Genomic DNA, 26,623 nt, shown 5'->3' on the forward strand with positions numbered 1-26,623 from the left:
ATTAATAACCTTCTTCCTCGTAAGTATAATCTAGTTTATAGTCTTTTTTTAATTTTTCTACTTTTTTTCTCTCTCCAAATATGTAGTTAGCATATTGGTCTCCGGTATAAACAGCAACAAATTCCTCTTTAATCCCAGCCTCTTTTACAATGGTATTTAACAAATTCAAAAAAGTATCCATGTCATACCAGTCTCCGAAATTTTCGGGAAACATAACGTAACATTTATCCTTATAGGTTACAAACAACTGAGTGTCTGTACTGTCTTTCGGAGCATTAAATCTGGTTTCCTGATAAGCCTTTACCCCTGATAATTTACCCCTTGTATGTTTTACAAACTCTAAAATCAGGTTGTCGTGATCTGCAGGGTAAGCAGATGATTCCGTATCAAATTCTATACTTATACCAGCTTTATATAAACTTTTGTATATAACCAAATCATCATAAGAAAAATCATTTGTCTTAAAAACAACAGCATCAAAATCATTGTCAACAAGACCTATATCCCTAATATATTTATCTGTATACTCCTCTGTTTGATTAACCCTGTCGTAGCGCTCAAGCATTTCCTGTTTTGTAATATCGTCTTCAATATATGCTTGGGTCAACTCTGTAAAATTGGGTAAATACTTAAATATATCTGTAAAAAACCATGCTTCTTTTCGTCTTATTTTTTCAATTAAATCAAACTTTTTGAAAAGAGCTACATATACTTCCGGTGCAAGCTTTTTCTCCTCAGAAATCTTATGACACAATCGATTAAAATTATTTAGTACAGTAAACTGGTGCGTATTCTCAATTATTTCAATTTGCTTTGAGGGGTCATACGTTTCAAAAAAAGTTATTTTAAAATTATTTTTCAACGTAGCTTTGAGTTCCTCATTTTCAAAATTATCTATACTTTTTAGAAAAGCCTTTTTTACTTTTTCTTTTTGTTCTGTATTCCCATGTGCAAAAACTTCTGATATACAATTCATAATAAGAAGCTCTTTCCTTTTTTGTGAAAAGCCGGTTATAGTATAAGTTTTTCCTGAAGTATGAATTTCTACCGTTATAAAATCAGATGGAAGATATGTATCTTCTGATGGTGTGTCATAAAAAAAACTTTCCTTTACCGGATTTTTCAAAACTATTTCCGTCATAAAATTGAGGATTTTAACTTTTATCTCCGGCGTTCCGTTTTGAAGGAAAAGACTTAAGTCTTCTCCAAACAGAGCACTGCTTTTTACCTCATTAGGATTAATACAATAGTCTACTGTTTTTTCACTTGTTCCGTCACTACCCAGCCAATATAAAATACGGTCTTCATTTGTCGATTTTCCCGATAGCAACCTTTCCTCAAACAATTTAATATATCCCTCTACTCTGTTATAACCTAAAAACTGAACTATTGTATGCTCCAGCTCAGGTTCTTCAATTAAAGGAAACAGCTCTTTTTTAATTGAATCGTCTAAAAAAAGTGTTGTTCTCTTAGTAGCATCATATTCCAGTTCTAACTCATTAAACAAATCACTAATTGCTATAACGTCACGGCTTTTTAGTATTGCGATAATTTGCGGAATAGTTGTTTTATCCCCTTTTTTATAACGCTCACCAAGCATATTTTCCTTAGCAAGCTTCAGTTCATTTTCCTTTATTTCCTTTTCCCTGTTTCGGGCATCAATGTAACGGTTTATTAATGCCACATTCTCTCTATCAGTTATAACAAAAAGCTGAGTAGCCTCACGCCCCATACTTATATCGGCTATTATACTGTTAATCCTACTGCTGTCTGATTTCATATCCTGAGAATATACAACGTGTATATTAACCACACTGATTAAAACCAGCATGAAAAAATTTAACCCTTTTAGGCAATTGCTATTTCCCATTGTAGTACTCTGATTTTAATAGTCCGAAATAAATAATATCTTCAAACTCGCCATATCCGTTCCTGAATTCCTGTCTAAGTATGCCTTCCTTTACAAACCCGTTCTTTTCGGCAATGCGCTGGCTACCCCTGTTTACCGGAGAGGTACATATAAAAACCTTATTCATCCCTATTTCTGTAAAACAGAAATCAACAGCATTAGCAACCGCTTTGGTTATTATCCCTTTACCTTCATAATCCATATCTATAAAATAGGCCAGTTCACATTTACTGGTCCTTACAGAAATATTTTTAACCACCACATAACCTATAAGTTTTGTAGTAAGCGGACTGCGCAGGTAAAAGTAATAACCTTCCTTTTTCTGTTCGGTTTCCAGTGCCTGGGTGAGGAACTGTTCGGTTTTCTCAAGATCAGAATTGGCAAAAGCCGTAATTGGAAATGTTTTGCGTATGTGCTCCCTGTTCCTGTCCACAAGGTTAAAAAACTCCTGCGGAAGTATTTGTGCTATACGGTCTGTTCTCCAGCTTACGGTTTCCATGGCCTGCTATTTTAACCGGGATATTTTGTTTGCAATATCAAAAGAAAAAACTTTGCTCCCTGATTGTATGTAACTATATAAAGATACAGCCTTTTGTTTTAGTTCGCTGTAGTTTTCATTCTCGGAAAGCTTCGCCAGGAAGTCGGCAAAAAGCTCCATATTCTGCCAGTCTGTACCGGCCTCTGTCAAATGGTTATTAAGCGCTTCCGGAGTAATGGTTTTAAGTTTTTCTAATGATAAACCTATCCCTTCAAGCTGGGCATCTGCATCATCATCACTCCATCCGTCGGGCACAAAAACAAGGGATATCAGTTTTTTAAGCTGATTATTAATCCTTTCGTTGTCTTCATCCCTTAAACCTAAACTAAGCGGCATAACATTGTGGTGTTTCGTAATCAGTGTACAGTAGCCTGCCCTAAAGCCTGCTACTGTTCCTGAATACTACTATTAACGATATTCTTTTACTGCGTCTATAAATGCCTTGGCATGATCTACCGGAATATTTGGTAATATACCATGACCAAGGTTAACGATATAATTGTCCTTACCAAACTCATCAATCATTTGGTGTACCATTTTCTTAATGGTTGGTATAGGTGATAGTAATCGTGAAGGATCGAAGTTACCCTGTAGTGTTATCTGTCCACCCGAAAGGTAACGTGCATTACGTGCCGAACAGGTCCAGTCTACACCAAGTGCCGAAGCTTTACTTTGTCCCATTTCGTTAAGGGCAAACCAACACCCTTTACCAAACACGATAACGTGAGTTTCGGGAGCCAGAGCCTCTACAATCTGGTTAATGTATTTCCAGGAGAATTCCTGATAATCTACCGGTGAAAGCATACCTCCCCAGCTGTCAAACACCTGTACGGCATTTACACCTGCTTTTACCTTTTCTTTAAGATAAGCTATGGTAGTATCGGTTATTTTTTGAAGCAGTGCATGGGCAGCTTCCGGCTGAGAGAAACAAAATCCTTTTGCCGTATCAAAGCTTTTAGAACCTTTACCCTCTACAGCATAACAGAAAATGGTCCATGGTGATCCCGCAAAACCTATTAACGGCACCTCATCATTAAGCATCTCTTTGGTAAGCTTAATGGCATCCATAACATAACCAAGTGACTCATGAATATCCGGTATGCGCACCTGCTCTACATCCTGTGCTGTACGTATAGGGTTTGGTAAAAACGGACCTATATTTTCTTTCATAAGCACCTCAATACCCATAGCCTGTGGTACCACAAGGATATCAGAAAATAAGATGGCTGCATCCGGCTTAACGATACGTATTGGCTGAACCGTGATTTCGGCTGCAAGTTCCGGTGTCTGGCAACGGGTAAAAAAGTCATATTTGTCCCTTAGTGCACGAAACTCAGGTAAATATCTTCCTGCCTGGCGCATCATCCATACCGGTGGCCTTTCTACTGTTTCGTTGCGTAGCGCTTTTAAAAATAAGTCGTTCTTGATCATTTTTTCTGTTTATTACTTTTCCTCTCACAAGGTTTTTAAAACCTTGCAGGATTATCTTTATAATAATTAATACATTGTATAATCACATTTTCCACCGAAGGGTGGTTTGCGACCACTATATTTTCTGTTATTCCCTGTAAAGCCTTTGCAGTGGTTGTGCCTATGCAAAAGCAAACAGTATTGCTTATTTCGTTTTCCTGAAGGAAGCTTTCTATCCCCGACGGACTAAAAAACAGTACTCCGTTGAGTTCTGCATTTATTTTATGTGGCGTTAGTGCCGTTTCATACACCTGTATTTCGGTAAACGCTATTCCTGCCTCTTTAATGGCTAGCGGCAAAGTGTCCTGCCTCAGATTTCCCGAAAAGAATACAAACTCCCTTTCCTTATACTGCTGTAGTATTATTCGGGAAAGGTCTTTAGCATAATCGGCACAAACCTCAACCGTATATCCGTGCTGTTTTACGAGTTCGGCTGTTTTGGTTCCCACACAAAAAATACTACTCCTTTTATATTGTGTACTCCTGCCGTTAAGAAGGAAACTTTTAAATGCATTCTGACTGGTAAAAATCAGGTTATGGGGTATATCACCCAATTCAAAAGGTTTGTTTACCGTAGTGATAAAGTCGGCTTCCAAAACACTAAGCCCTGCATTAAGCAGGTACTGCCTGTGGTTTCCCTGCAGCTTTTTAGTGGATAATATACGGATACCGCCTTCCAAACCTTTACTATTTTACCTGCGGCTGCAAAACTTGCCCACATCCTTATTAAGACCAAATACCACAAGTATATCGCCTTCTTCTATAACCGTATTCTTATCTACAAATCCTTCCGACTGCTGTACGAAATTTGTAGTACCCAAAATGGTTTTTCTTACTTTTCTCCTTAATATGGTAATAACCCTAAGCGTAAACTTTTCCTGAAAGTTTAATTCTTCCAGTGTTTTTCCGGCAAATTCTGGTCCGGCTTTAAGTTCTGATATCGAATAGTTCTTATCGATATTAAAGTTATCTACTATCCCCTTAAGGTTGATTTTCTTAGCGAGTCTGTCGGCAAAATCCTGCTCAGGGTGAATAATATTCTCAATACCCATTGCATTAAGTACCGTATCGTGAATAGGAGATAGCGAACGCCCAATGATTTTTGCATTGGTAAGCTTTTTAACTACCGCTGTAGCAATAATGGCTGCTCCCTCGTTCTCACCAATGGCGATAACAGCAATATCGGCATCCTTTATAGGTAGTGCTTTATAGGCCTGCTCGTTAGTGGCATCCATACATATGGCATGCGAAATTTTATCCTTAACGATATTTACCTTATCCATCTTATTATCAATCCCAATAACCTCATTTCCGGTGTCTGTCAGGTTTACCGCCAGTGACATCCCGAAATTTCCCAATCCAAAGATGATAATCTTCATATTCTTTTATTTTAGTTAATTAAAATGTTCTCTTCAGGGTAGTTATAGTTTTGCGTATGCAGTCGTTTCATCATACCTATTAAAAGGTTGAGTAAACCTATCCTACCAAAGAACATTACACATATTAAAACATATTTACTGCCTACACTAAGCCCTGCCGTTATACCCAGGCTAAGCCCAACGGTACTAAAGGCCGAGAACGTTTCGAACGCTATTTGTATAAGGGTAAAATCTTTCTCAAAAAACAGTATCATTAAAATACCCAAACCTATTACCATTAACGATATGCATATAATGGCAAAAGCACGTTTAACCGACTGATTGTTTATTTTTCGGCCTCTTAATTCGATGTGTTCCTTACCTTTTGCAATAGCCACTATATTTAGTGTAGCCAGTGCAAAGGTACTGGTTTTTATACCACCTCCGGTAGATCCCGGTGAGGCACCAATCCACATTAGGAAGATAACAAAAAGGATGGCCGGCATGGAAAGATCGGCAAAATCAAAAGTATTGAATCCGGCAGTTCTGGCTGTAACCGAGGTAAACGCCGCCGATGTAACCTTACCGTAAAACGATTCGTTTTGAAACAGGTGTCCTTTCTCTGCAAAAAAGAAAAACAGCGTACCTCCCGTTAACAGTATGGCTGTGGTAATTACCACTATTTTGGAGTTTAATGTAATAACCCTTACTGTGGTATACATTCTCCTGTTTGCTACCATACTCATTACAAATCGTTTTATGTAGCGCAAAAAGTTAAATACTATATTATAACCCAATCCGCCCAGTATAACAAGGTGCATTATAATCCACTGGAACTGGTATGCTTCCTGCAATGATGTATCGTTCAGTCCGCTGGAAAGCGTAGAGAACCCCGCATTACAAAAAGCCGAAATGGAATGGAATAGTGAGAAGAAAAACTTGTTTTTTATCTCGGCAACATCATTAATACTGTAGTAAATAAAAAAGGCACCCACTATCTCTATACTAAGGGTAAATACCACCACACGCATAGCCAGGCGCATTACATCATGAAGCCCTTCGCTCTCCACAAAACTACTCACATTCATCCCCTCCCTAAACGAAGAACTCTGCTTAAAGAAGTAAGCAAAGAAAGAGGTAAAAGTAAGCATCCCTATACCACCCACCTGGATAAGTACCAATATTACCGTTTTACCCATAAAGGTAAAATCCTTTGCCGTGTCAAGCACTACGAGTCCGGTAACACATACTGCGCTAATTGAGGTAAAAAAGGCATCGGTAAAGGTTATACCGTTTGTTGTGGCATTAGGCAGCATTAATAAAAAAGCCCCTATAAGCCCTACTATGGCAAAACTCCCCACAAACAAGATGGTAGGGTTATAGTAAATGTCGTATAACTTACGGATAAGATTGGTAAGCCTTAAAAAGAAGTAAATTATAAGGCCTGTATCGAGTATAAAGTTTACATCATTAAGCCGCCCGTACTCGTCGCCGGTTATAAAAGCTATACACGCCAGTATAAAGGTAACTACAAGCACCAGCATATTGGCCTTAAACATTTTACGCCTGCCCGGTTTGTAAGCATGCTTAATCCTAAGCACATTAAAACCTATAAGGAGCAGTACCAAAAAGGTTAAATAAAGTGTTTTATGATTAAGCCAGTCTGTTATGATATTCTCATAGCCAAAATCAAAAATCAGGAAGACTATTAAGAGGATGTCAATAAAACCGTATATTTTTGATAATGTATATGACAGGTTTCTAGCCATTGCCTATTTTTTAAGTTTTTCGCGTATCTCCGCCATTAAATCCGTTCCGCCATTCGCAAGCACTTCTTCAGCACAGTCATTACCAAAGTTACTAAAGTCTCCCGAGACCGCCATAGCTTTCTCAACGTGTATTTTCTGCTTCCCGTCTATAGAAAGCAGTACACCTTCAAAGCGAATCTCGTTATCTTCAATAGTAGCCAGAGCACCTATAGGAGCCGTACAGCCTCCCTCCAGTTTCTTTAAAAACTGACGCTCTATATGGGTAGCCACTTCGGTTTTATTATCGTTTAGTTTTGCAACTGCTTCCCTTGTGTAGGCATCTTCCTCCATAGCCACAACAAGCATGGCACCCTGTGCAGGGGCCGGTATCATCCAGTCCAGTACCAGGTGGTTTTCAGGAAGCAGGTTTATACGTTCCAGTCCGGCACTTGCAAATACAGCACCGTTCCAGTCATTCTCACTAAGTTTTCTAAGTCTTGTATTCACGTTACCACGCAGGTCGGTCACCTTGTGGTTAGGGTGCCTGTTAAGCCATTGTGCCTGCCTGCGAAGGCTGCCCGTAGCAATAGTACCCGCATCGTGTAAAAAATCAAGGTTCCCTTTATGCACCAGTATATCACGCACATTGGCACGCTCTAAAACCGCAGCCTGCACTATACCTTTTGGCAGGGCTGTTGGTACATCTTTCATGGAATGTACAGCAATATCTACCTGCCCTTTTATCATAGCGACATCAAGGGTTTTGGTAAATATACCTGTTATCCCAAACTCGTAAAGGGGAATATCTAAAACAACGTCGCCGTCTGATTTTACCGCTACAATCTCGGTAGCATATCCTAAATCATTCAGCTTCTTTTCTACAGTATGAGCCTGCCAAAGGGCAAGCTCACTATCTCTTGTGCCTATTCTGATGGCTTTGTTCATTTCGAAGTATTTTCAATCTTAAAGACTTTCTCTATCCACTCAATGCTCTCATCTACCATGGTATCGTTGTCTTTTAAGTGATTGGCAAAATGTGTTGTAATTTTATGAATTAATCGTTTACTGATTATCTCAGCCTGTTCCTCATCAAAATTACTTATTTTTTTGCGTTGAAAGCTAAGTTCGGTCTCTTTTATTGAGTTAAGCTTTTCTTTAAGGGCATGGATAGTAGGAGCAAACTTTCTGGCATTCATCCAGTTAATGAAGTCATCCTTAATTTCCTCAATGATCAGTTCGGCAGCAGGAATGTGTCTTTTCCTGTTCTCCAGTGTGCCATCAGTAATTTTAGAGAGGTCATCAAGATGCACAACAGTAACATTGTCCAGCTCCCTTACATTATCATGAACATTTTTAGGTATGGATAAATCCAGTATTAAAAGCGGTTTGTTTAATACCAGAATATCTTTATCTATGGTTGGCACAGGTGCTCCTGTAGCCACAACAAGTACATCGGCCTTTGGCACTTCCAGCGGAAGCACGTCATAGTCCTTTACCACGAGGTTAAACTTACCGGCAACCTTTTCTGCCTTTTCCTTGGTCCTGTTAATTAAAACAATGTGTTCGTTTTTGGTATGCTTAACAAGGTTCTCACAGGTATTACGGCCTATTTTCCCGGTACCGAAAAGCAGTATGTTCTTATTGGAAACATCCTGCACATTATTCATTATGTACTGAACCGATGCAAAAGAAACCGAAGTGGCTCCCGAGCTAAGTTCCGTTTCATTCTTTATTTTCTTACTTGCCTGTATAACACTGTTTACCAGCCTTTCCATAAAGGCGTTTGCAAGTCCTTTTGATTTAGATTCCACAAAGCCGCTTTTAAGCTGGCTTATAATTTCAAAGTCTCCCAGTATCTGGCTGTCAAGCCCGGTACCTACCCTAAAAATATGATTAATGGCTTCTTTACCTTTAAAAACAAAAGCTACCTGCTGGAATTCCTCTACAGAACCCTGACTGTTATCGCAAAGTAATTTGATTAACTGGAACGGGTGCTGAGCAAACCCGTATATCTCTGTCCTGTTACAGGTAGATATTACAACAAGACTGCTTATCCCTTCATTTTTAGCCTGCTCAAGCACATCAGTCTTTGCTTCGTTGCCCAGGCTAAACTTACCCCTAATCTCGGCATCTGCCTTTTTGTAGCTCAATCCTATTGCATAAAAGTATAGGTGCCTCGATAAGTTATTATTCTCCATAGTACTCACTTTCCTAAAAGTATCACAAAATTATCATTAAGGCTTATTAAAAAATAACGCTCAAAGTTCTTTTTGTATCGCTGTGGGATATTTTAGACCAAAATGCATTTTTAATCCTTAAATACCCTAAATTTGCAATGAAATCAATGTTTTGCGAAAATATAGTTTAGAACAATTCTAAATAAAAGGATTTTATATTTTGAAAAATCCCGCTAAAAAAATATCGCTATGGGTTCTCACGAGGAAATTAAAATTGAGGATGATTTTTTTGTACTGCGTTTCCAGAACGACAGTGACGAAACCTCTCATTTTGAAAGGGATGTAAACACCGATTTAATTCAGTTTCACTTTGGATTAAAAGGCAGGGCTAAGTTTATATTCAACCAGGGGCGTTATGCCTTAGACCTAAGGGAAGAGGTATCTCTTTTTCTGTACAATCCGCAAAAAGAACTGCCGGTACATCTTGAAATTGCACCACATTCGTGGGTAATTTCGGTACTTATTTCTATCAAAAAGTTTCACAGTTTTTTCTCGGAAGAAGCCGATTATATTCCGTTCCTGAGTTCAGAGAACATTGACAAGAAATACTATAAGGACGATAAGATTAACCCGTCTATGGCCATTGCGCTAAACCAGCTTTTTAACTTTAACCTGCACCAGTCCATAAGGAAACTGTACTTTAAAGGAAAGGTATACGAGCTGCTTAGCCTGTATTTTAACCGTAATGAGGATGCCAATACCGAGCAGTGTCCGTTTTTGGTAGACGAGGACAACGTAATAAAAATAAGGAAAGCAAAGGATATTGTTATTGCCAACATGGCCGAACCACCGGGACTGCAGGAACTGGCAGACCAGGTAGGCATTAACCTGAAAAAGCTAAAAATGGGCTTTAAGCAAATTTATGGCGATAGTGTGTACAGCTTTTTGTTTGACTATAAAATGGAATATGCCCGCAAGCTATTGGATAGCGGCACTTATAATGTAAACGAAGTAGGTTTGCGAATAGGCTACAGTACTGCCAGCCATTTTATCGCTGCTTTTAAAAAGAAGTTTGGCACTACCCCTAAAAAATACCTGATGTCTATAAACCCTAATGCCTAATGTGGACACCAATAACTTTAGCCGAATTAAACAGTCTTATTAAACCGGAAGAATTTGATTTATCCGTTAAACAGTTATGGGAACTCATAAAAACAGAACCCGAAAAATGGCAGGAATCAAAATATGGTAATGAGGGTGGTGGTTTTTGGGTTGTGGCAATTTTTGGAAAAAAAGTTATCTGGTATAATGATATTGAGGAAGGATTTAATGTATCATCATACACTGTCTATGGTGAAATAGATTATTACTATTGTAACCAGGATGAGCTTAAGCACGTTTTAATAAACTTGCACAACAATAAAAAGTCATTTAATAGAAGCGAACCCAAAGGACTTTAAAAATTAAGTATTCGCTAAAGTAAAATTGCAACCAACACAAACCAATGAAAGATATAAATTATATAAAAGGCGATGCCACTAGCCCTCAGGATGAAGGCAACCGCATTATAGTACACATTTGTAATGATATAGGCGGATGGGGCAAAGGTTTTGTAATGGCTGTTTCCAAAAGATGGCCCGAACCGGAAAAACAATACAGGGAATGGCACAAATCTGGTGAGAATTTTAATTTAGGTGAAGCCCAGTTTGTTCAGGCTAACGAAAACACATGGGTCGCCAACATAATTGGTCAGCATAAAATAAATAAAGACGAAAGCGGTAATCCGCCCATACGTTATGAAGCTGTTTTAAGCGGACTGGAAAAAACCGGCGCTTTTGCTCAGCAAATAAATGCTTCTGTACACATGCCAAGAATAGGTTGTGGTCTTGCCGGAGGGACCTGGGATAAAATTGAGCCATTAATCATTTCGGCACTATCAGAAAAAGATATTGCTGTTACAGTTTACGATTTTTAAAACCGTAACATTCAACATTCGTTAAAAATAAAATTTTTGATATTCCGAGCATGGTTTTTGATGACCTTTGCCGGACAAACACTAAAAACAACAACAGTAAGATAAACATGAAAGGTGTATTGTTAGTTAACCTTGGATCTCCGGACAGTCCGGAACCAAAAGACGTAAAGCCATATCTGGACGAGTTCCTTATGGACAAGTATGTTATAGATGTTCCTTTTTTACTAAGAGCACTTTTAGTTAGGGGTATCATTTTAAGAAAAAGGCCGGAAGACTCGGCAGAAGCCTACAAAAAAATATGGTGGGACGAAGGGTCTCCGCTTATTGTGCTTTCTGAAAGGATGCACAAAAAAGTGGTACAAAAAACCGAACTTCCTGTAGCACTGGCTATGCGTTATGGTAAACCATCTATAGAAACCGGGTTACAGCAACTGGCAGACCAGGGTGTGACCGAGGTACTGCTTTTCCCGCTTTACCCGCAATATGCCATGGCTTCTACCCTTACTATTTTAGTATTGGCAGAAGAAATACGTAAAAAGAAATTCCCGCAAATGACATTAACCGATGTCCCTGCGTTTTACAATAAGCCCGACTATATTAAAGTACTGGCAAACTCCATTAAAAGTTCACTGGAAGGTTTTGATTATGATCACCTGCTATTCTCTTACCACGGTATACCGGAACGCCACATAAGAAAAACCGATGTGACCAAATCACATTGTAAAATAAACGATACCTGTTGTACAACACCATCGGCAGCACATAAATTCTGCTACCGTCACCAGTGTTATGAAACGACCAGACTGGTAGTAGAACAACTGGGTATCCCTGAAGATAAATATTCGCTTACTTTCCAGTCAAGACTGGCAGGAGACAAATGGCTTGAACCTTATACCGACATCGAAATAAACAAGATGCCTGCAAAAGGAATTAAAAACCTTGCCGTGGTTACCCCTGCATTTGTAGCAGACTGTCTTGAGACGCTGGAAGAAATTGCCATGCGTGCCAACGAAGACTTTAAAGAGCACGGAGGTGAAAACTTCCATGCTATTCCTTGCCTTAATGATAATAATGAATGGGTTGATGTGGTGGCAAACTGGATAAACGAGTGGGCTAACGCAGAAAAACCTGTGGTATAATGTCTATAACCTCTACGGATTTAGCCAATAAGGACATTAAGCAACTGCTTTTCAGGCAGTCGGTTCCTGCTTCCATAGGTATCCTGTTCATGACAGTTAATGTCCTTATTGACACCATATTCGTAGGCCGTTGGATAGGTGCGCTGGCCATAGCAGCCCTCTCGGTTGTTATGCCCATTACCTTTTTCATATCCTCTATGGGTATGGCCATCGGTATAGGGGGTAGTTCTGTACTCTCCCGTGCATTGGGTAAGGGCAATCGTGAAAAAGCCCTTAACACCTTTGCCCATCAAATCATGATGACCTTTGGGATCGCATCGTTATTTGTAATTATAGGCTTCTTTTTTAGTGAAGAGGTACTTTTTGCCTTTGGTGCTAACGGAGATATTATGGCTCCGGCTAAAGAATTCTTTTTACCCATACTTTTTGCCGTACCTTTTCAGGCATTCTGTATGACGGGTAACAACGTTATACGTGCTGAAGACAAATCCCGCCACGCTATGGTGGCCATGATCATTTCGGCAGTTTCAAACATTATACTCGATATTGTATTCATAAAGGTATTAAACCTTGGCGTGTTTGGTGCCGCACTGGCAACCTCATTCTCTTTTTTTCTTTGTTTTTTATATATCCTTTGGTTCTTTATTTACAAAAGCGAACTGAAACTGGAACTAAAGCATTTTGTTTTCCATAAGAAACTTGCCCGCGAAATACTATCCTTAAGCTTTGTAACCTTTGCAAGGCAGGGTGTAATAAGTATACTGGCAATTATTCTTAACCATACCTTATATGCCGAAGGCGGCGAACATGCCGTTGCCGTATATGGTATTATAAGCCGTATGCTAATGTTTGCGCTTTTCCCGGTACTGGGAATTACACAAGGGTTTATGCCTATTGCAGGATATAACTATGGTGCCGAAAACTACAGCAGGGTTAGGGAAACCATTTTTACCTCTATAAAATATGCAGCACTTTTTGCTGTAATCGTTTTTATAGTCGTTCTCACCTTTGCCAAACCTATAGTATCGGTATTCACTACTGATGCCGTTGTAATTGCTGATACTCCTGGCGCTTTGCGTTGGGTATTTGCTGCATCGCCTATTATAGCGGTACAACTTATAGGGGCGGCTTATTTTCAGGCAGCCGGTAAGGCTACAAAAGCCCTATTACTAACACTTTCCAAGCAGGGCTTTTTCTTAATCCCGCTAGTGCTTATTTTACCACAGTTTTTTGGTATTTTTGGTGTGTGGGTTTCATTCCCCATTGCAGACGTGCTCTCTACCATAGTAACAGGACTGTTTTTAAGGCAGGAAATGACACACCATCTTAAAAAAGAATAATGGAATATAACTACATAAAATCACTGCATCTCATTTTTGTAATTACCTGGTTTGCCGGGCTTTTTTACATAGTGAGGCTATTTGTATACCACCTGGAGGCTAATGATAAGCCTTCGCCCGAAAAAGAAATACTTATCAAACAATACAAGATTATGGCTTACAGGTTGTGGTATATTATCACTTGGCCATCAGCAGTACTGGCAAGTATTTTTGCCTACTGGATGCTGTTTTTTACCCCTACGGGTAACGCTTGGCTGTCACAACCCTGGATGCATGTTAAGTTGGGGTTTGTACTCCTGTTATACCTGTACCATTTAAAATGTCACTCCATTTTCAAACAACTGCAGCGTGACGAGATAAAACATACCTCAAACTTTATGCGTATTTGGAACGAAGGGGCTACCATAATTTTATTTGCCGTTGTTTTTTTAGTAATTTTAAAAAACGCCGTAAACTGGATTTATGGCGTGGTAGGTATTTTACTATTCTCCATACTAATAATGCTTGGTTTTAAGTTTTATAAAAGGATTAGGGAGAAAAACAACTCGTAATGCGTTAAATGAAGCAGCAGTTTAAGATAAGAAAATGGTCGCTAAGGGTGAGGATATTCCTTTCCATGATATTGGTGACCCTTATAGCCTCGCTACTTATTGCTGCGGTTTCCATTTATCAGTTTGGAAAAGAGGCAAAAGAATACCATGAAGACAGACTGGAGCGAAAGGAAAATGCCATAAAGGAGCATATTAACTACATCCTTTCTACCACTACCTACCCGCTTTCTACCGAAAACCTTCCGCTTATTTTCAGGGAAAGGATTCATGAACTGGCAAATATCCACGGGCTGGAAGTAAACATTTATGACCTTAACGGACATTTATTAAAATCGTCTAAAGCCGGATTCTCGGTAGATACTGTAGACAATACTACCATACCTCCAAATATTTTGAGGGTACTGCGCAGTACTGCCGAAAAACGCTATGTAGATCTTAAAAATATTGACGGGCAAAAGTTCCGTTCCTCTTACAGCTACCTTAACGATACCAAATTCAAACCACTGGGAATACTTAACCTTCCCTATATAAAGGACGAAGGATATTATGAAAAAGAACAGCGCAATTTCTTTATGCGCTTTGGTCAGGTATACTCCTTCATGTTGCTTATCTCTATAATTGTAGCCTATTTCCTTTCCAGCTTTATCACCAAATCGCTCAAGGCCATTAGTGAAAGGATAGCCGAAACCCGACTGAGCCAGACAAACGAAAGAATACACATGGACGATTCCCCACAGGAAATTAACCAGCTTGTAAAATCATATAACGCACTGGTAGACGACCTGGAAGACAGTGCCACAAAACTGGCACAAAGCGAAAGGGAACAGGCATGGAGAGAAATGGCAAAACAGGTAGCACACGAAATTAAGAATCCGCTTACCCCTATGCGCCTTACGGTACAGAGCTTTCAACGCAGGTTTGACCCTAATGACCCTGATATTAAGAAAAAACTGGATGAGTTTTCTAAAACACTTATTCAGCAAATAGATACTATGAGTTCGGTGGCATCGGCGTTCTCCAGCTTTGCCTCAATGCCTGCACAGCAAAACGAAACGGTTAATATCGTTAAGATTGTCCAGCTCGCACTTGAAATATTTAACGAAGGGTTTATCTCCTTTGTCACCGAAGAACCGGATATCACTACCCGTATGGACCGCACCCAGCTGATACGTATTATTACCAATTTGGTTAAAAATGCAATACAGGCCATACCGGAAGATCAGCACAATCCTATTGTACAGGTACGTGTTTACCGTGAAGGGAATTTTGTAAAAATAACGGTTAAAGACAACGGTAAGGGAATAAGCGTAGAGAATAAAAATCGTATTTTTGAACCTAAATTCACTACCAAATCAAGCGGAATGGGACTTGGACTGGGGATTATTAAAAATATCGTGGAAAATTACCACGGAACCATCTCCTTTGAAAGTGAACTTGGTAAAGGCACCAAATTCATGGTTTCCCTACCGATTACCGACAGTGATTTACCTATTAAAGAAACAGACAATAACTAAAATAAACTCAAATGAACTACGAAAATATTTTAGCGGAAAAAGAAAACGGGCTTGCTGTAATTACCATTAACAGGCCTACTAAACTAAACGCACTTAACAAGACTACTATACAGGAACTTCATGAAGCTTTTAAAGCCCTTGATGCTGATAAAGAAGTAAAAGCCATTATTATAACCGGAAGCGGAGAGAAGGCTTTTGTTGCCGGAGCCGATATTTCGGAATTTGCCGATTTTGATGTGGCTCAGGGTGGCGAACTAGCAGCTAAAGGTCAGGAACTGTTATTCGATTTTGTAGAGAACCTTTCTACTCCGGTTATTGCCGCAGTAAACGGTTTTGCTCTTGGTGGTGGGCTGGAGCTTGCCATGGCAGCACACTTCAGAGTAGCGTCTGACAATGCTAAAATGGGATTACCGGAAGTATCTCTCGGTGTTATACCGGGTTATGGCGGTACACAACGTTTACCTCAGCTTGTGGGTAAAGGCCGTGCTATGGAAATGATTATGACAGCAGGAATGATAGGTGCCGAAGACGCTAAGGCTTACGGATTGGTAAACCACGTAGTGCCGCAGGCAGAGCTTGTAGATTTTTGTAAAGGTATTGCTTCAAAAATCATGAAAAACTCACCTGTTGCAATATCAGCAGCTATTAAGGCTATCAATGCTAACTTCACAGACGGTGTTAACGGATATAAAGCAGAAATAAAAGCGTTTGGTGAAGCGTTTGGCACTGCCGATTTTAAAGAAGGAACTACCGCTTTCCTTGAAAAGAGAAAAGCCGAATTTCCAGGAAAATAATACAAACAAATCAATTATGTTAAAAATCCAGACAAATGTCTGGTTTTTTTGTTTCCTATTTAAAAAAGTAAGAATATATTTGCGTATTAACATTTTTTTTATGAGAAACATATTACTAATTATTTCGTTTATTGTGAGTATTTTTCACACTGCTGCTCAGGAAGCTGACATTCCCTGTAATGTGAAGAAAAGCGATGTATTTAAAGATGAATACAAACATTCAAAAATTCTGTTAGTAGAAGAAGATTCAAACGGCGGGGTATTTATTGTACGTGCATATCAGGGTAGTCTTTTATCAGGAGCAACACGTGGATTTTATTTTGAACATTATAATGCCAATCTGCAACTCATTAAAGAATATGAATATGAGCTTAAACTAGGTGTACTAATAGGTATTGTTGTGAATAATGATATTGTACACATGATTGATTATGGCTATGATAAAAAGAAAAAACAATATGTATGTTCTGCTAATTCAGCCAATATTAAAGACTTCAAGTTTACAAAAAAAGAACTTTTCTCACTGGAATGGGATGAAGTTAAAACTCCGGGGTTATTTAATTTCGGAAGTATTGATAATGATTACATATCGAACTTTATAACAAATAACGACAAAACCGCTTTTGCTGTAACTGTTGATGTTGAAGATAAAAATGATAAGGAAAAACACCTGATACATGTATTTGACAACAATCTTAACCCTACCCTTAAACATGAATTTAAGAGAGAGGTAAAAGACAGGAAATATAAATACGAAAACATAGATATATCTGAAGACGGAAAAGTAGTTTATGTTTTGGGCAGGGTAAAAGATAAAAAAGAAGGAAAAAAAGGCGGAAGCAAAAAATACCATTATGAGCTTACCCGTATTACCTCAAGCGATGCTAAAATACAAACTTTTGACACCGATGAGCATTACGCACAATCTCTTAAAACGGTTTATAAAAACGACAAAATTTCCTGTGTAGGTTTTTATTCTGACAGAAACGATAACCGTTTTAAAGGTCTTTGTTACTTTGATATGGATCCTGTAACCCTCGATAAAAAAACCACCAAATTCAATGAGTTTACAGAGCAGTTTCTAATAGATAAATATGGAAAGAAAAAAGAAAAAGAGCTTAAAAACATCTCTTACAGGGATATATTTTTAACCCCTGATAATGACATTGTATTTAATGCTGAAGAGTATTATATAACGACCCATCACAGAACAGGTCAAAACGGCATGAGCACAGGCGTATATTATATTTATCACTATGATGATATTGTTACAGCAAAAATTTCACATGACGGAGAATTACTTTGGGCAAGAAATATTAACAAGCGTCAACAAACAAGTGGTGACGAATCTTACATTTCATACACCTCAATGATTATAAATAATGATACCTATTTCTTTATTAATACAGGAGAAAAGGTAAAAAAACTTCGTAACGACAGGATACAGTTTGGACAAAAATCAGCCAAAAAATCAAACCTTAATGTAATTAAAATTAATCATAACGGTGAATTTGAGTTTAAGGAAATACTTGATGATAAGGATAATGAAGTTCCGTTTATGGTAGCATATGGAGCCACTACTAAAAAAGGTAACAACATTTACTTTTTAGGTAGGAAAGGCAGAAAAAAACAGCTGGTTAAATTTTCCTTATAAAATAAAAAAGCCCCTCAGTGAGGGGCTTTTTTATTTTATTATTTTTGCCTCACCAACAAACCAACTTATTATCACTAATGAAAAAAATCTTATTAGGGTTATCCCTATTACTATCCCTATGCTTAAACGCACAGGATATTAACTGTGCTATTGAAACAATAGACATTAACAATTCTAAAAATTTCTCATACTATGCCCGTGAGGTAATTGAAAAACCCAATGGAGAAAAATTGTTTATTTGCGATGGTTATAGAAAAATTGTGTTCTATATTGTTGATGAAGATAACAACTTAATAAAACAAGAAAAATATACAATAGGTGAAGATAATGAATTAATTTCTCTTTACACTTTTAAAAACAAGATCTACATTATATATATACATTACGATAAAAAAACATCAAGTATTTATGCTTCATCTTCAGATATAGATACACTTAATTTTACATCAAAAAAAATATTTACCGGCAAAGTAGGTCATTTTCAGGAATTAAAAGATATTGACATAGATTATACTACTCCCGTAAGATCATCGATGGTAGGCAATGCCCTTGTGGTTAGTAATGATCATTCTGCTTTTGCATTTTGTTTACCACCTGGTGATACTAAAAATGATGATACAAAGAGTAAATTGATAATTTACAGCAGCGAAACTCTTGATCCGATTTTGGAACACACTTTTAATGATGAGGATGATAAAAAGTTTATTTATCATTATAAAGCCTTTACTCTTAAAGATGATATGAAAACGGCAATTCTTTTAGCCAAAATTACAATAAGACCAAACAATCCGTTTAGCACAAAAACAGATGGGTATGACAACCGTTACTCGCATTATGAAATAGAACGCTTAACCTCTTCCGGGTTTGAAAAAAAGATTCTCACAACCGGGTCTTCCTCTCCAAGAACACTAACAATGATTGAGGAAAATGACAATATAAAACTATTTGGTTTTTACTCCCAGACAAATAAATTTCGTTTAAAAGGAGTATGTTTCTTTAATATTGACAGCAATTCATTTTCTGTAAAATCAAGTAATTTCTCAGCTATATCTTCTCAGCTTAACGTTGATATTAACGATAAACATATATATTGGCCAGATTTAATAAAAGGAGTTCATACTGCTGATAACGGAGATAACCTTATTACTTTTGAAATCAGATCTAAAGTTCAAAGCAATATGACAGATGGACAAAACCGACTTATTAAACCCTATTTTTATACGTCTTATGGTAATATCTATGCAGCAAGAATTGATTCTGAAGGGAATTTAATTTGGCTTAGAGGAATACAAAAATCCCAATCCGGACATAAGGGTAGTACTCATCTTTCTTTTTCTACTTTATTTAAGGATAATGAATTGTATGTATTTCTTAATACTGAAGAAATTAAAGTAGCTAAAAACGGAAGAATTAAAATATCAGCAGACAAGGCAGAAGATGCCGATTTTACAGTTTTAAAATTTGATGCAAAAGGGAATTACACCTATAAAACTCTTTTAGACCATAACGAAGTTAAAAGTTATATTCATCCGTTTGTAGGAGCAACACCTAACAGTGAGAATAGTATTTACTTTTATTCGTCCAAAAGAAAACAACATCCTTCTGGAAAAGTAGATACCTATCAGGAAATCTATAAAATCAAACCATAATAAAAAAGCCCCTCATTGAGGGGCTTCTTTATTCTTGCTGTTCCATAACATATTCCCTTATGGGTTTGTCATCTACAATAACATCCTTTAAATAGGTTTCACCATCTTTTATGGCTACTAATGCATACGCAGGTTTAGGGTTTCCGGCAGCACTGTATTTCCTGTAAGTAACTTCTGCCTGAGGCGCTTTACTTTCTTCCATGTAAAAGCGGTCAAAAGGAAAATCAAGGTGTAGTTCATCTGATACCAAATAACCTGTTTTAGCTTTAAAGTAATCTCCTTCTTCTGGCTCTTCTCTCAAAACTTCCTTTACCCGGGCATACCCCTCACTGTCATTTTCAACACTAACATATACATCCTGTCTCATATCCATAAGAGAATCGGTGGTTTTAAAATTTTCCGCTTCAAAACGCAGGGTGATATACTTACCCCTAAAAGGGTCATTAGGATCAATGGGTTCAGTTTTAAATTTATAAACCGTACCCTCATCATTTATCTTCTCAGTATCATATATCATTTTTAGCGGAACAAATGCCTGAACCACCGCCACAACCACAAATACTATAAACATGTTTTTAGTTTTCATCTTCTGTCGTATTTAAAACATTAGCTCTTTTCTTTTTAACAAGCATGGAATTGGCTACAAAAAAACCTACACCCACACAAACAAACAATACACCTCTCACGGCAAAAGTCATATTAGTATCAAAAAAACGACAGATGATAAGCGCCGCGATAATTGTTAACCCGAAATTAAGCTTCCTGAAATCAACCTTATCAATACCGTGTTTTACGGTTATTACCCCAAGTGCTAAAACCATTACATTATCTAATATTGCCGCCAGTACACTGTTTCCCATACCTATAAGATACACCACCGGAAATAGTACCGTTACAGCCTGAAAGGCATTTTTATAAAACTGTTTCCCTCCGTTTATTATCGCCATATATACCATTCCTGCAAACAATATTACCCAAAGTATGATATAGTAACTGTCTACAAACTGTTGCGTTTCCACAGCTTCCCATATCCATTTAAAGGAAGAAAGCAGCAATATAAAGGCAATACCAACCGATCCCAGCCCTAAATAATCATTACGGCTTTCCAGTTTAGGTAAAAGTCCGGTATTATAAATAAAGCCCAGCAATGCCATGTAAATAAGGAAACCAAACTCTCCTGCCCCTGCAATAAAAGCCCCAAGGGTTATGATAAGGCTTAATGGAAAAAGCAGATTAAACAGCGATGTTATCCTGCCAAATGGATGCTCTTTTAACCTCCTTAAATAAAACGGAATAAAAGCTCCTAATAGTAATAGGTAAGGCCATGGTCTTTCGGTTTCAAAATAGCCCGCTACAACGGCATAGTAGGTAATGAAGCCCAAATGCAAAAAGGCTAACATATTAGACCTCAACAAGTACATTAAAGGCATACACAACAGTGTCCAGCTTAAAAGATAACCTTCAAGATCACCGGGTATATTGTAAATTTGAGCCACCAGTGCTATTGACGAACCTACCGTAAAAAACAACAGTATACCTGCTATATCCTTAAAAAGCTGACTCTTATTTTTGAGTATAGCATATCCGGCAGCAACCTGACATAACAATAAAGGTGCTATTGCCAATAGGGTTTTAACGGATTTTGAAAAATTATCCCAGTTATGGGCAAATATCAAAATAATGCCCAGCCCCACAAGTATGGCGCCAATACTCCCAAAAATCATCAGGGTGTTACTCCCCTGATCCTCTTTTTTTGCGGCATAATACCGCTCTATGTCTTTTGCCGTTTGTTCACTGATAATCTTGTTGCTTATCAGTTCGGGCAAATCTTTAATTATAGAACTCATAGGTGATTGGTTTTAAATTAAAAGTAAGATTTTTATTCTTTATGAACATCCCTAAACTTCAGCATATCAAATAACCGCTGTTCTTTCTCGTTGTCAAACCCGCAGGAAGTTTTAAACTCCTTAGGGTTTTCATAAGTCCCAAGAAGCATGTCCCACCAAACTATATCCCCATAATTGTTAGTATGTTTATTATACTCATGATGAATGCGGTGCATTTCAGGACGCTGAAAAATATAACCTACCCATTGCGGTGTTTTAATATTGGTATGATAAAAAAATTCTCCAAGGGCAGTACAAACCGTATATATCCCTACCGCCTCTAAACTTAGCCCCAGCAATGTATAAACCAACAAACTCCCTATTATGGAATTGACTAACATTTCAAGCGGATGCTTATAAAAGGAGGTAATAACCTCTATTCGTTGCGGACTATGGTGTATTTGATGAAAATGAGTCCATAAAAAATCAATACGGTGTCTCCATCTGTGCCACCAATAAAATATAAATGTGGCAATAAAGTATGCGATAATACCTCCCCAAACCGGAGAGACATAATCTATAAGGCAAAACAGGGAAGAGGAAGAAAGCCATTTTTCCCAACTTATACCGGCAAGTAATACAACCCCAAGCTGAATAAAATTAACTCCAAGAACCCTAATTGTCCAGGTAGGCACCTGCGGCAGCTTCCAGCCAAGGTTAAACCTCTCTATTAAGAAGCAAACCCCAAACGAAATAAATATAACGGTTAGCATAATGTTTTTATATGAGTTTACATAAGCGAAAAGATATTCCACGACAACAATAAACCCGAAATCACCACAAACACAACGGCTGCAGGCTTTAGAAAATTGGCGCTTATGGCTTTTATAAAACATACCAGAGAACCCGATAGTAATAAAATCGTGATTCCGGTTGTTATGGTCGCATCCTGCAATGATGCAGGGAAGTTGTCAAGATAAGCCTGTTTGGTGTCTTCAAAACTGTCATATTGTGCACAGGCTCTAAACCATAAATACATTAAGAAAGATGCTGATGCCAACAGTAACGTACCCAGTCCGAATAATAAAATAAGAATTTGTTTTTTCATAATATCGTTTTAAAAAATTAAGCCCCGCAGTAGCTTCGGTAAGGTAAAGCTACCACAGGGCCGTCCGCTAAGCGTTTGGATTCTCCTTTTCAAATGTCTTTAAGTCGCGGGTATTTTTTTGTACGGCTATAGCAGCAAAGAGGCTCAGGGCAAACGACATTCCGTAAAAGCCTTTTTCGCTAAGTTCAAGGTCGGCATTCCATAGTCCTATTATCAATAGTATTACCGATGCAAATGTGGTAAACCAGCTTATGCCATAATACATATCGGTTACCGGGATGCCTTCCAGCCTATCCCTTACACTTTTTTGTACCGATACTACCGAGAAGAGTCCGAAAAGCAATATGGTAAAATAGTATCCCTTTTCGTTAAGCAGCATTGCCCCGGCATTAAAAAGTCCTATACAGTAAGAAGCCATTCCTATAATAAGGGCACACCATGAGGCGCCCACAAAGGCATTACTTGGTTTTGCTGCTCCTTGTGCAGTTGTTGTTTTCCTGAATTTGTTTTCCTGTGTGAAGGTATCGTTCCCTTCGTTTGTTTTTAGCGGATCCATAATTTTTGGTTTTTGATTATGAGGCAAATCTCACATAAAACAACAGGGTACAAAACCCAAAAAATAACAAAAACTGATGATATATTATTTATATTTACACCACTAACCGCTTAAGTAATTTTAATATGAATGCATTAGGAGAAATTATATCTATAATGTCAACAGATGATAAATCAGCATTTATAAAACATCTTAACAACAAAAACAAACGGAAAGACACCCTTAACACTGATTTGTTTAAATTACTTGAAACTGATGATATAAATATTAAAAAAAAGCTTTACGGCACTTCAAAAAACACCGATGCCTACCATGCGTTACGCAAAAGAGTATACGACAGCCTTATTAGTTTCATGGCTAACCGAAGCTTTGAAAGTAATACCGATGATGAGCACGAAATAATGCGCCTGCTTATGGTTAGCAGAGTATTTTTTGAACACAAACTATACAAAGAAGCCTTTAAGTGCCTTGCCAAAGCCGAGAGTAAAGCCCTGGCTACCGAGCATTTTTCCCTGCTTAACGAAATCTACCAAACCCAGATACAATTTGCTCATTTTGACCCCTCGTTTAATTTGGATAAGGCAATCGCAGGTTTTTCGGCCAACAATAAAAAACTGCGAAACGAGGAACAGCTTAATCTTGCCTATGCGGTTATGCGCCGGGAACTGGGCGAAATTTATCATAAAGGGAAAATTACCGACCTGCAACAGTTAATTACCAGCACCATGAAATCGTTTGGGATATCGTTAAGGGAAGTGCTTACTTTCAAATCGCTGTACCAAATGCTTTTTATTGCAAACGAATATGCCTCCATAAACAGCAACTACGGCCTAATAGAGCCTTTTTTGGAAAGAAGCTACCGTTTTATCATTACCCGCCAGGAACTGGCGCAAAAGCACCTATACTACCATATATACATATTGTATTTTATGGCTAACATCCATTTTAGAAACAGGAGATTTACGTTGTGTTCGCAATACCTGGAGATAATGGCTGCCGAAATGCAAAAACAAAATAAAAAATACTACAGCCGTTTTATTGCCCGCTACTATTTGCTGTATCTGCTTAATGAAAATTACAGCGGAAACGACAAAACTACATTGGCAATGATGACAAAAGCACTGGCAGAAACAAAAAAAGCCGACCCTACCGACAGAAATGACCTTATATTTTTTGCAGTGATATACTGGTTACAACACAACAATGCCCGCGAAGCCCGTAGGTATATGCGTGAGTTTATCCATAGTGACAGTTGGTATGAAAAAAGAATGGGTATGGACTGGGCCATAAAACGCAGCCTCGTGGAAATTGTAATGCATACCGAACTGGAAGATACAGAACTTGCCCTTTCCCGACTAAAAGGTTTTAAAAGACGCTACAAAAAATACCTAAAGGAAGTAAATGAAGAAAGGGTACTGCTATATGCAGCATTAGTAGAGAAATATATACTGGACAAATCTATAGCACAAAACAACACCTTTAAACAGCAACTGGATTTACTAACCCAACATGCCATTACCGAAAGTGGTGATGTATTCGTACTTAGTTTTATAGGATGGTTACTGGCAACCGTACACAAAAAACAGGTTTACCCTACCATTCTTAGTTTGATAAACAATCATTTCTCACCGTTCCATTCGGCATAGAACTGCGACAGGAAATCTTCCATATACCTGTGGCGCTCTTCGGCAAGTTGTTTACCTGTTGGAGTATTCATCCTATCTTTAAGCAGTAACAGTTTTTCATAAAAATGATTAACTGTTGGCGCAGTACTGGCCTTATATTCCTCTTTGGTCATATTTAGGTTAGGCTGTATGTCAGGGTCATACAACGTCCTGTTTTTAAAGCCTCCGTAATTAAAGGTTCGGGCAATGCCTATAGCACCAAGCGCATCCAGCCTGTCGGCATCCTGAACAATATCCAGCTCAACCGATGAGAATTTCTTATCAAAATTACCACCCTTAAACGATATGTTCTCTATAATACCTACCACCTGGTCGATTATAGTTTCACTTACATTTTCCTGTTGTAAAAACTTACGTGCCGTTTCCGGCCCCACGGTTTCATCACCATCATGAAATTTGCTGTCGGCTATATCATGCAGTAAAGCCCCCAGCTGTACAACAACAGGGTCACACTTTTCACCTTTTGCAATAAGCAGGGCATTGTTATACACCCTCTCTATATGAAACCAGTCATGCCCGCCTTCGGCACCCTGTAATTGCTGTTTTACAAATGTTTTTGTTTTTTCTATAAGATTACTCATGGCAGGAAACTATATAAGATAAAAAAGCTGCCCGAAAGCAGCTTTATATGTTATTTTATTAGTGCAGGCTGCACCCATTTAAAAATGTGTGACTCCTCCGGTATTACAATTCTTTCAGATATTCTTGCCATCCTGTCCGGAAGCTTCATAAGGTAATCCCTTGCTTTCTCAGCTTCGGCAGTAAGACCGTCAATTTTATCAATTTGCCATTTGGCAATCAGTTTTCTAAGTATATCCACATAGTCCATAGCAGTATATACCCCTATGCGCTGTGCCGAATCAGAGAACTGCTCAAAAGCACTTCCTAAAGCATTACCCGACTCCCTTAAAAAATGGGCAGGCATGGTAATCTTAAGCTTCATCATGTGCTGGAAAGCCAACATCATTTCGCTTGGATCTACTTTAAAAATCCTGTCTACAAATTCACTGTATGCCATATGGTGACGCATTTCGTCTCCCGCAATAAGCTTACACATTTTAGACAGTTTATTATCTCCGTATTTTTTAGCCAGCTGCGACACACGGTTGTGTGAAATATAAGTAGCCAGCTCCTGGAAGCTTGTATAAACAAAGTTTTTGTACGGATCCCTGTCGGTACCAATATCAAAACCATCATTAATAAGGTGGTGTGTGGTCATTTCCACTTCACGCATATTTACCCTTCCGCTAAGGTATAGGTATTTATTAAGTAAATCGCCGTGGCGGTTTTCTTCTCCAGTCCAGTGTCTTACCCATTTACCCCATCCGTTGCCCGGGCCTTTCTCTACCTGTTCAATACCTTCCACATCCATTAGCCATGACTCATAGGTAGGCAGTGCTTCCTCGGTAATAGTGTCACCCACTAATACCACCCAAAAATCATACGGAAGATCTTTAGCGATCTCTCTAAGCTCCCTAAGGTCTTCCTCAAAACTCTCACTCTGCGTATCAGGCAACATATCTGATGGCTGCCATATCTTCTCTACCGGTATAAGATAGTTTTCCACAAAAGAATCAATGTTCTTTTCCAAAAAGTGCATTACTTCTAAGCGGACGTTTTTTATAGACATAA

At 38.2% G+C, this 26,623-nt stretch carries 27 protein-coding genes; 11 read left to right on the forward strand and 16 right to left on the reverse strand.

Going from position 1 to position 26,623, the window contains the following annotated elements; genetic code table 11:
* Window position 1 precedes the first annotated feature (1 nt).
* From Q763_RS04245 to hemA, 9 genes are all read right to left on the reverse strand, one after another.
* Window positions 2-1,831, reverse strand: coding sequence for a 26S proteasome non-ATPase regulatory subunit 2 (locus Q763_RS04245; protein WP_157499314.1), 1,830 nt, complete (start codon window positions 1,829-1,831; stop codon window positions 2-4).
* A gap of 28 nt (window positions 1,832-1,859) precedes the next feature.
* On the reverse strand, window positions 1,860-2,408 hold the full coding sequence (locus Q763_RS04250; RefSeq protein WP_035131565.1) for a GNAT family N-acetyltransferase: 549 nt from the start codon (window positions 2,406-2,408) through the stop codon (window positions 1,860-1,862).
* 6 nt (window positions 2,409-2,414) lie between these two features.
* Window positions 2,415-2,783, reverse strand: coding sequence for a hypothetical protein (locus Q763_RS04255; protein WP_035131567.1), 369 nt, complete (start codon window positions 2,781-2,783; stop codon window positions 2,415-2,417).
* Between the two features lie 72 nt (window positions 2,784-2,855).
* Window positions 2,856-3,878: a uroporphyrinogen decarboxylase gene (gene hemE / locus Q763_RS04260; RefSeq protein WP_035131569.1), complete on the reverse strand. Its 1,023-nt coding sequence runs from the start codon at window positions 3,876-3,878 to the stop codon at window positions 2,856-2,858.
* A 35-nt stretch (window positions 3,879-3,913) separates the two neighbouring features.
* On the reverse strand, window positions 3,914-4,597 hold the full coding sequence (locus tag Q763_RS04265; RefSeq protein ID WP_035131571.1) for a uroporphyrinogen-III synthase: 684 nt from the start codon (window positions 4,595-4,597) through the stop codon (window positions 3,914-3,916).
* A 12-nt stretch (window positions 4,598-4,609) separates the two neighbouring features.
* Entirely contained in the window at window positions 4,610-5,296 is a 687-nt protein-coding gene (locus tag Q763_RS04270) for a potassium channel family protein (protein ID WP_035131573.1), read from the reverse strand.
* Window positions 5,297-5,307: 11 nt separating this feature from the next.
* A complete protein-coding gene (locus Q763_RS04275) occupies window positions 5,308-7,044 on the reverse strand; it encodes a TrkH family potassium uptake protein (protein ID WP_035131583.1) in 1,737 nt (578 codons plus the stop codon).
* Window positions 7,045-7,047: 3 nt separating this feature from the next.
* Window positions 7,048-7,968 carry a hydroxymethylbilane synthase gene (gene hemC / locus Q763_RS04280; RefSeq protein ID WP_035131584.1) on the reverse strand — a complete coding sequence of 307 codons (921 nt, stop codon included), beginning with the start codon at window positions 7,966-7,968 and terminating at the stop codon, window positions 7,048-7,050.
* A complete protein-coding gene (hemA, locus tag Q763_RS04285; RefSeq protein ID WP_035131586.1) occupies window positions 7,965-9,221 on the reverse strand; it encodes a glutamyl-tRNA reductase in 1,257 nt (418 codons plus the stop codon). Before hemA ends, hemC begins: the two co-directional genes overlap by 4 nt.
* Window positions 9,222-9,449: 228 nt before the next feature.
* On the opposite strand from hemA, the gene Q763_RS04290 reads away from it, so the two are divergent.
* From Q763_RS04290 to Q763_RS04335, 10 genes are all read left to right on the forward strand, one after another.
* Entirely contained in the window at window positions 9,450-10,322 is an 873-nt protein-coding gene (locus Q763_RS04290; protein ID WP_035131588.1) for a helix-turn-helix transcriptional regulator, read from the forward strand.
* Window positions 10,322-10,660, forward strand: a complete 339-nt coding sequence (locus tag Q763_RS04295) for a hypothetical protein (protein WP_035131590.1) — start codon at window positions 10,322-10,324, stop codon at window positions 10,658-10,660. The genes Q763_RS04290 and Q763_RS04295 overlap by 1 nt, the downstream gene beginning before the upstream one ends.
* 44 nt (window positions 10,661-10,704) lie before the next feature.
* Window positions 10,705-11,175, forward strand: coding sequence for a macro domain-containing protein (locus tag Q763_RS04300; protein WP_035131592.1), 471 nt, complete (start codon window positions 10,705-10,707; stop codon window positions 11,173-11,175).
* Between the two features lie 107 nt (window positions 11,176-11,282).
* Window positions 11,283-12,314, forward strand: a complete 1,032-nt coding sequence (gene hemH, locus Q763_RS04305) for a ferrochelatase (RefSeq protein WP_035131824.1) — start codon at window positions 11,283-11,285, stop codon at window positions 12,312-12,314.
* Window positions 12,314-13,654 (forward strand): MATE family efflux transporter, encoded by a 1,341-nt coding sequence (locus Q763_RS04310; protein WP_035131594.1) that lies wholly within the window; start codon window positions 12,314-12,316, stop codon window positions 13,652-13,654. The genes hemH and Q763_RS04310 overlap by 1 nt, the downstream gene beginning before the upstream one ends.
* A complete protein-coding gene (locus tag Q763_RS04315) occupies window positions 13,654-14,205 on the forward strand; it encodes a CopD family protein (protein WP_035131595.1) in 552 nt (183 codons plus the stop codon). The genes Q763_RS04310 and Q763_RS04315 overlap by 1 nt, the downstream gene beginning before the upstream one ends.
* A gap of 8 nt (window positions 14,206-14,213) precedes the next feature.
* The gene (locus Q763_RS04320; protein WP_035131596.1) at window positions 14,214-15,719 is read left to right on the forward strand and encodes an ATP-binding protein; all 1,506 of its coding nucleotides are present in this window, start codon (window positions 14,214-14,216) and stop codon (window positions 15,717-15,719) included.
* A gap of 11 nt (window positions 15,720-15,730) precedes the next feature.
* Window positions 15,731-16,513, forward strand: a complete 783-nt coding sequence (locus Q763_RS04325) for an enoyl-CoA hydratase/isomerase family protein (RefSeq protein WP_035131597.1) — start codon at window positions 15,731-15,733, stop codon at window positions 16,511-16,513.
* 100 nt (window positions 16,514-16,613) lie between these two features.
* Window positions 16,614-18,167 carry a hypothetical protein gene (locus tag Q763_RS04330; RefSeq protein ID WP_035131598.1) on the forward strand — a complete coding sequence of 518 codons (1,554 nt, stop codon included), beginning with the start codon at window positions 16,614-16,616 and terminating at the stop codon, window positions 18,165-18,167.
* 77 nt (window positions 18,168-18,244) lie between these two features.
* Window positions 18,245-19,816 (forward strand): hypothetical protein, encoded by a 1,572-nt coding sequence (locus Q763_RS04335; protein ID WP_035131599.1) that lies wholly within the window; start codon window positions 18,245-18,247, stop codon window positions 19,814-19,816.
* A 28-nt stretch (window positions 19,817-19,844) separates the two neighbouring features.
* Here Q763_RS04335 and Q763_RS04340 read toward each other — a convergent pair whose 3' ends face one another.
* The 5 genes from Q763_RS04340 to yiaA form a co-directional block, all read right to left on the reverse strand.
* Entirely contained in the window at window positions 19,845-20,402 is a 558-nt protein-coding gene (locus Q763_RS04340; RefSeq protein ID WP_035131600.1) for a GDYXXLXY domain-containing protein, read from the reverse strand.
* Window positions 20,392-21,663, reverse strand: coding sequence for a DUF2157 domain-containing protein (locus Q763_RS04345; RefSeq protein ID WP_035131601.1), 1,272 nt, complete (start codon window positions 21,661-21,663; stop codon window positions 20,392-20,394). The genes Q763_RS04340 and Q763_RS04345 overlap by 11 nt, the downstream gene beginning before the upstream one ends.
* A gap of 32 nt (window positions 21,664-21,695) precedes the next feature.
* A complete protein-coding gene (locus Q763_RS04350; protein ID WP_035131602.1) occupies window positions 21,696-22,415 on the reverse strand; it encodes a sterol desaturase family protein in 720 nt (239 codons plus the stop codon).
* 17 nt (window positions 22,416-22,432) lie between these two features.
* Window positions 22,433-22,750 carry a hypothetical protein gene (locus Q763_RS04355; protein ID WP_035131603.1) on the reverse strand — a complete coding sequence of 106 codons (318 nt, stop codon included), beginning with the start codon at window positions 22,748-22,750 and terminating at the stop codon, window positions 22,433-22,435.
* Between the two features lie 67 nt (window positions 22,751-22,817).
* The gene (yiaA, locus tag Q763_RS04360; RefSeq protein WP_035131604.1) at window positions 22,818-23,306 is read right to left on the reverse strand and encodes an inner membrane protein YiaA; all 489 of its coding nucleotides are present in this window, start codon (window positions 23,304-23,306) and stop codon (window positions 22,818-22,820) included.
* Between the two features lie 125 nt (window positions 23,307-23,431).
* Between yiaA and Q763_RS04365 the strand changes: the two genes are divergently transcribed.
* Window positions 23,432-24,952, forward strand: a complete 1,521-nt coding sequence (locus Q763_RS04365; protein ID WP_035131606.1) for a hypothetical protein — start codon at window positions 23,432-23,434, stop codon at window positions 24,950-24,952.
* Here Q763_RS04365 and Q763_RS04370 read toward each other — a convergent pair.
* Together Q763_RS04370 and Q763_RS04375 are read right to left on the reverse strand one after the other, a co-directional pair.
* Window positions 24,925-25,572, reverse strand: coding sequence for an HD domain-containing protein (locus tag Q763_RS04370; protein WP_035131611.1), 648 nt, complete (start codon window positions 25,570-25,572; stop codon window positions 24,925-24,927). The two genes, Q763_RS04365 and Q763_RS04370, sit on opposite strands and share 28 nt — an antisense overlap.
* Window positions 25,573-25,622: 50 nt before the next feature.
* Window positions 25,623-26,621, reverse strand: coding sequence for an acyl-ACP desaturase (locus Q763_RS04375; RefSeq protein WP_035131612.1), 999 nt, complete (start codon window positions 26,619-26,621; stop codon window positions 25,623-25,625).
* Window positions 26,622-26,623 lie beyond the last annotated feature (2 nt).

Source organism: Flavobacterium beibuense F44-8, assembly GCF_000769915.1.
Classification (GTDB): domain Bacteria; phylum Bacteroidota; class Bacteroidia; order Flavobacteriales; family Flavobacteriaceae; genus Flavobacterium; species Flavobacterium beibuense.

What these genes read in the sequence shown, in the direction of transcription:
- Q763_RS04245 (WP_157499314.1), bottom strand. Translation starts at nt 1,831, where the DNA reads ATGCTGGTTTTAATCAGTGTGGTTAATATACACGTTGTATATTCTCAG.
- Q763_RS04250 (WP_035131565.1), bottom strand. Translation starts at nt 2,408, where the DNA reads ATGGAAACCGTAAGCTGGAGAACAGACCGTATAGCACAAATACTTCCG.
- Q763_RS04255 (WP_035131567.1), bottom strand. Translation starts at nt 2,783, where the DNA reads ATGCCGCTTAGTTTAGGTTTAAGGGATGAAGACAACGAAAGGATTAAT.
- hemE (WP_035131569.1), bottom strand. Translation starts at nt 3,878, where the DNA reads ATGATCAAGAACGACTTATTTTTAAAAGCGCTACGCAACGAAACAGTA.
- Q763_RS04270 (WP_035131573.1), bottom strand. Translation starts at nt 5,296, where the DNA reads ATGAAGATTATCATCTTTGGATTGGGAAATTTCGGGATGTCACTGGCG.
- Q763_RS04275 (WP_035131583.1), bottom strand. Translation starts at nt 7,044, where the DNA reads ATGGCTAGAAACCTGTCATATACATTATCAAAAATATACGGTTTTATT.
- hemC (WP_035131584.1), bottom strand. Translation starts at nt 7,968, where the DNA reads ATGAACAAAGCCATCAGAATAGGCACAAGAGATAGTGAGCTTGCCCTT.
- hemA (WP_035131586.1), bottom strand. Translation starts at nt 9,221, where the DNA reads ATGGAGAATAATAACTTATCGAGGCACCTATACTTTTATGCAATAGGA.
- Q763_RS04290 (WP_035131588.1), top strand. Translation starts at nt 9,450, where the DNA reads ATGGGTTCTCACGAGGAAATTAAAATTGAGGATGATTTTTTTGTACTG.
- Q763_RS04295 (WP_035131590.1), top strand. Translation starts at nt 10,322, where the DNA reads ATGTGGACACCAATAACTTTAGCCGAATTAAACAGTCTTATTAAACCG.
- Q763_RS04300 (WP_035131592.1), top strand. Translation starts at nt 10,705, where the DNA reads ATGAAAGATATAAATTATATAAAAGGCGATGCCACTAGCCCTCAGGAT.
- hemH (WP_035131824.1), top strand. Translation starts at nt 11,283, where the DNA reads ATGAAAGGTGTATTGTTAGTTAACCTTGGATCTCCGGACAGTCCGGAA.
- Q763_RS04310 (WP_035131594.1), top strand. Translation starts at nt 12,314, where the DNA reads ATGTCTATAACCTCTACGGATTTAGCCAATAAGGACATTAAGCAACTG.
- Q763_RS04315 (WP_035131595.1), top strand. Translation starts at nt 13,654, where the DNA reads ATGGAATATAACTACATAAAATCACTGCATCTCATTTTTGTAATTACC.
- Q763_RS04320 (WP_035131596.1), top strand. Translation starts at nt 14,214, where the DNA reads ATGAAGCAGCAGTTTAAGATAAGAAAATGGTCGCTAAGGGTGAGGATA.
- Q763_RS04325 (WP_035131597.1), top strand. Translation starts at nt 15,731, where the DNA reads ATGAACTACGAAAATATTTTAGCGGAAAAAGAAAACGGGCTTGCTGTA.
- Q763_RS04330 (WP_035131598.1), top strand. Translation starts at nt 16,614, where the DNA reads ATGAGAAACATATTACTAATTATTTCGTTTATTGTGAGTATTTTTCAC.
- Q763_RS04335 (WP_035131599.1), top strand. Translation starts at nt 18,245, where the DNA reads ATGAAAAAAATCTTATTAGGGTTATCCCTATTACTATCCCTATGCTTA.
- Q763_RS04340 (WP_035131600.1), bottom strand. Translation starts at nt 20,402, where the DNA reads ATGAAAACTAAAAACATGTTTATAGTATTTGTGGTTGTGGCGGTGGTT.
- Q763_RS04345 (WP_035131601.1), bottom strand. Translation starts at nt 21,663, where the DNA reads ATGAGTTCTATAATTAAAGATTTGCCCGAACTGATAAGCAACAAGATT.
- Q763_RS04350 (WP_035131602.1), bottom strand. Translation starts at nt 22,415, where the DNA reads ATGCTAACCGTTATATTTATTTCGTTTGGGGTTTGCTTCTTAATAGAG.
- Q763_RS04355 (WP_035131603.1), bottom strand. Translation starts at nt 22,750, where the DNA reads ATGAAAAAACAAATTCTTATTTTATTATTCGGACTGGGTACGTTACTG.
- yiaA (WP_035131604.1), bottom strand. Translation starts at nt 23,306, where the DNA reads ATGGATCCGCTAAAAACAAACGAAGGGAACGATACCTTCACACAGGAA.
- Q763_RS04365 (WP_035131606.1), top strand. Translation starts at nt 23,432, where the DNA reads ATGAATGCATTAGGAGAAATTATATCTATAATGTCAACAGATGATAAA.
- Q763_RS04370 (WP_035131611.1), bottom strand. Translation starts at nt 25,572, where the DNA reads ATGAGTAATCTTATAGAAAAAACAAAAACATTTGTAAAACAGCAATTA.
- Q763_RS04375 (WP_035131612.1), bottom strand. Translation starts at nt 26,621, where the DNA reads ATGTCTATAAAAAACGTCCGCTTAGAAGTAATGCACTTTTTGGAAAAG.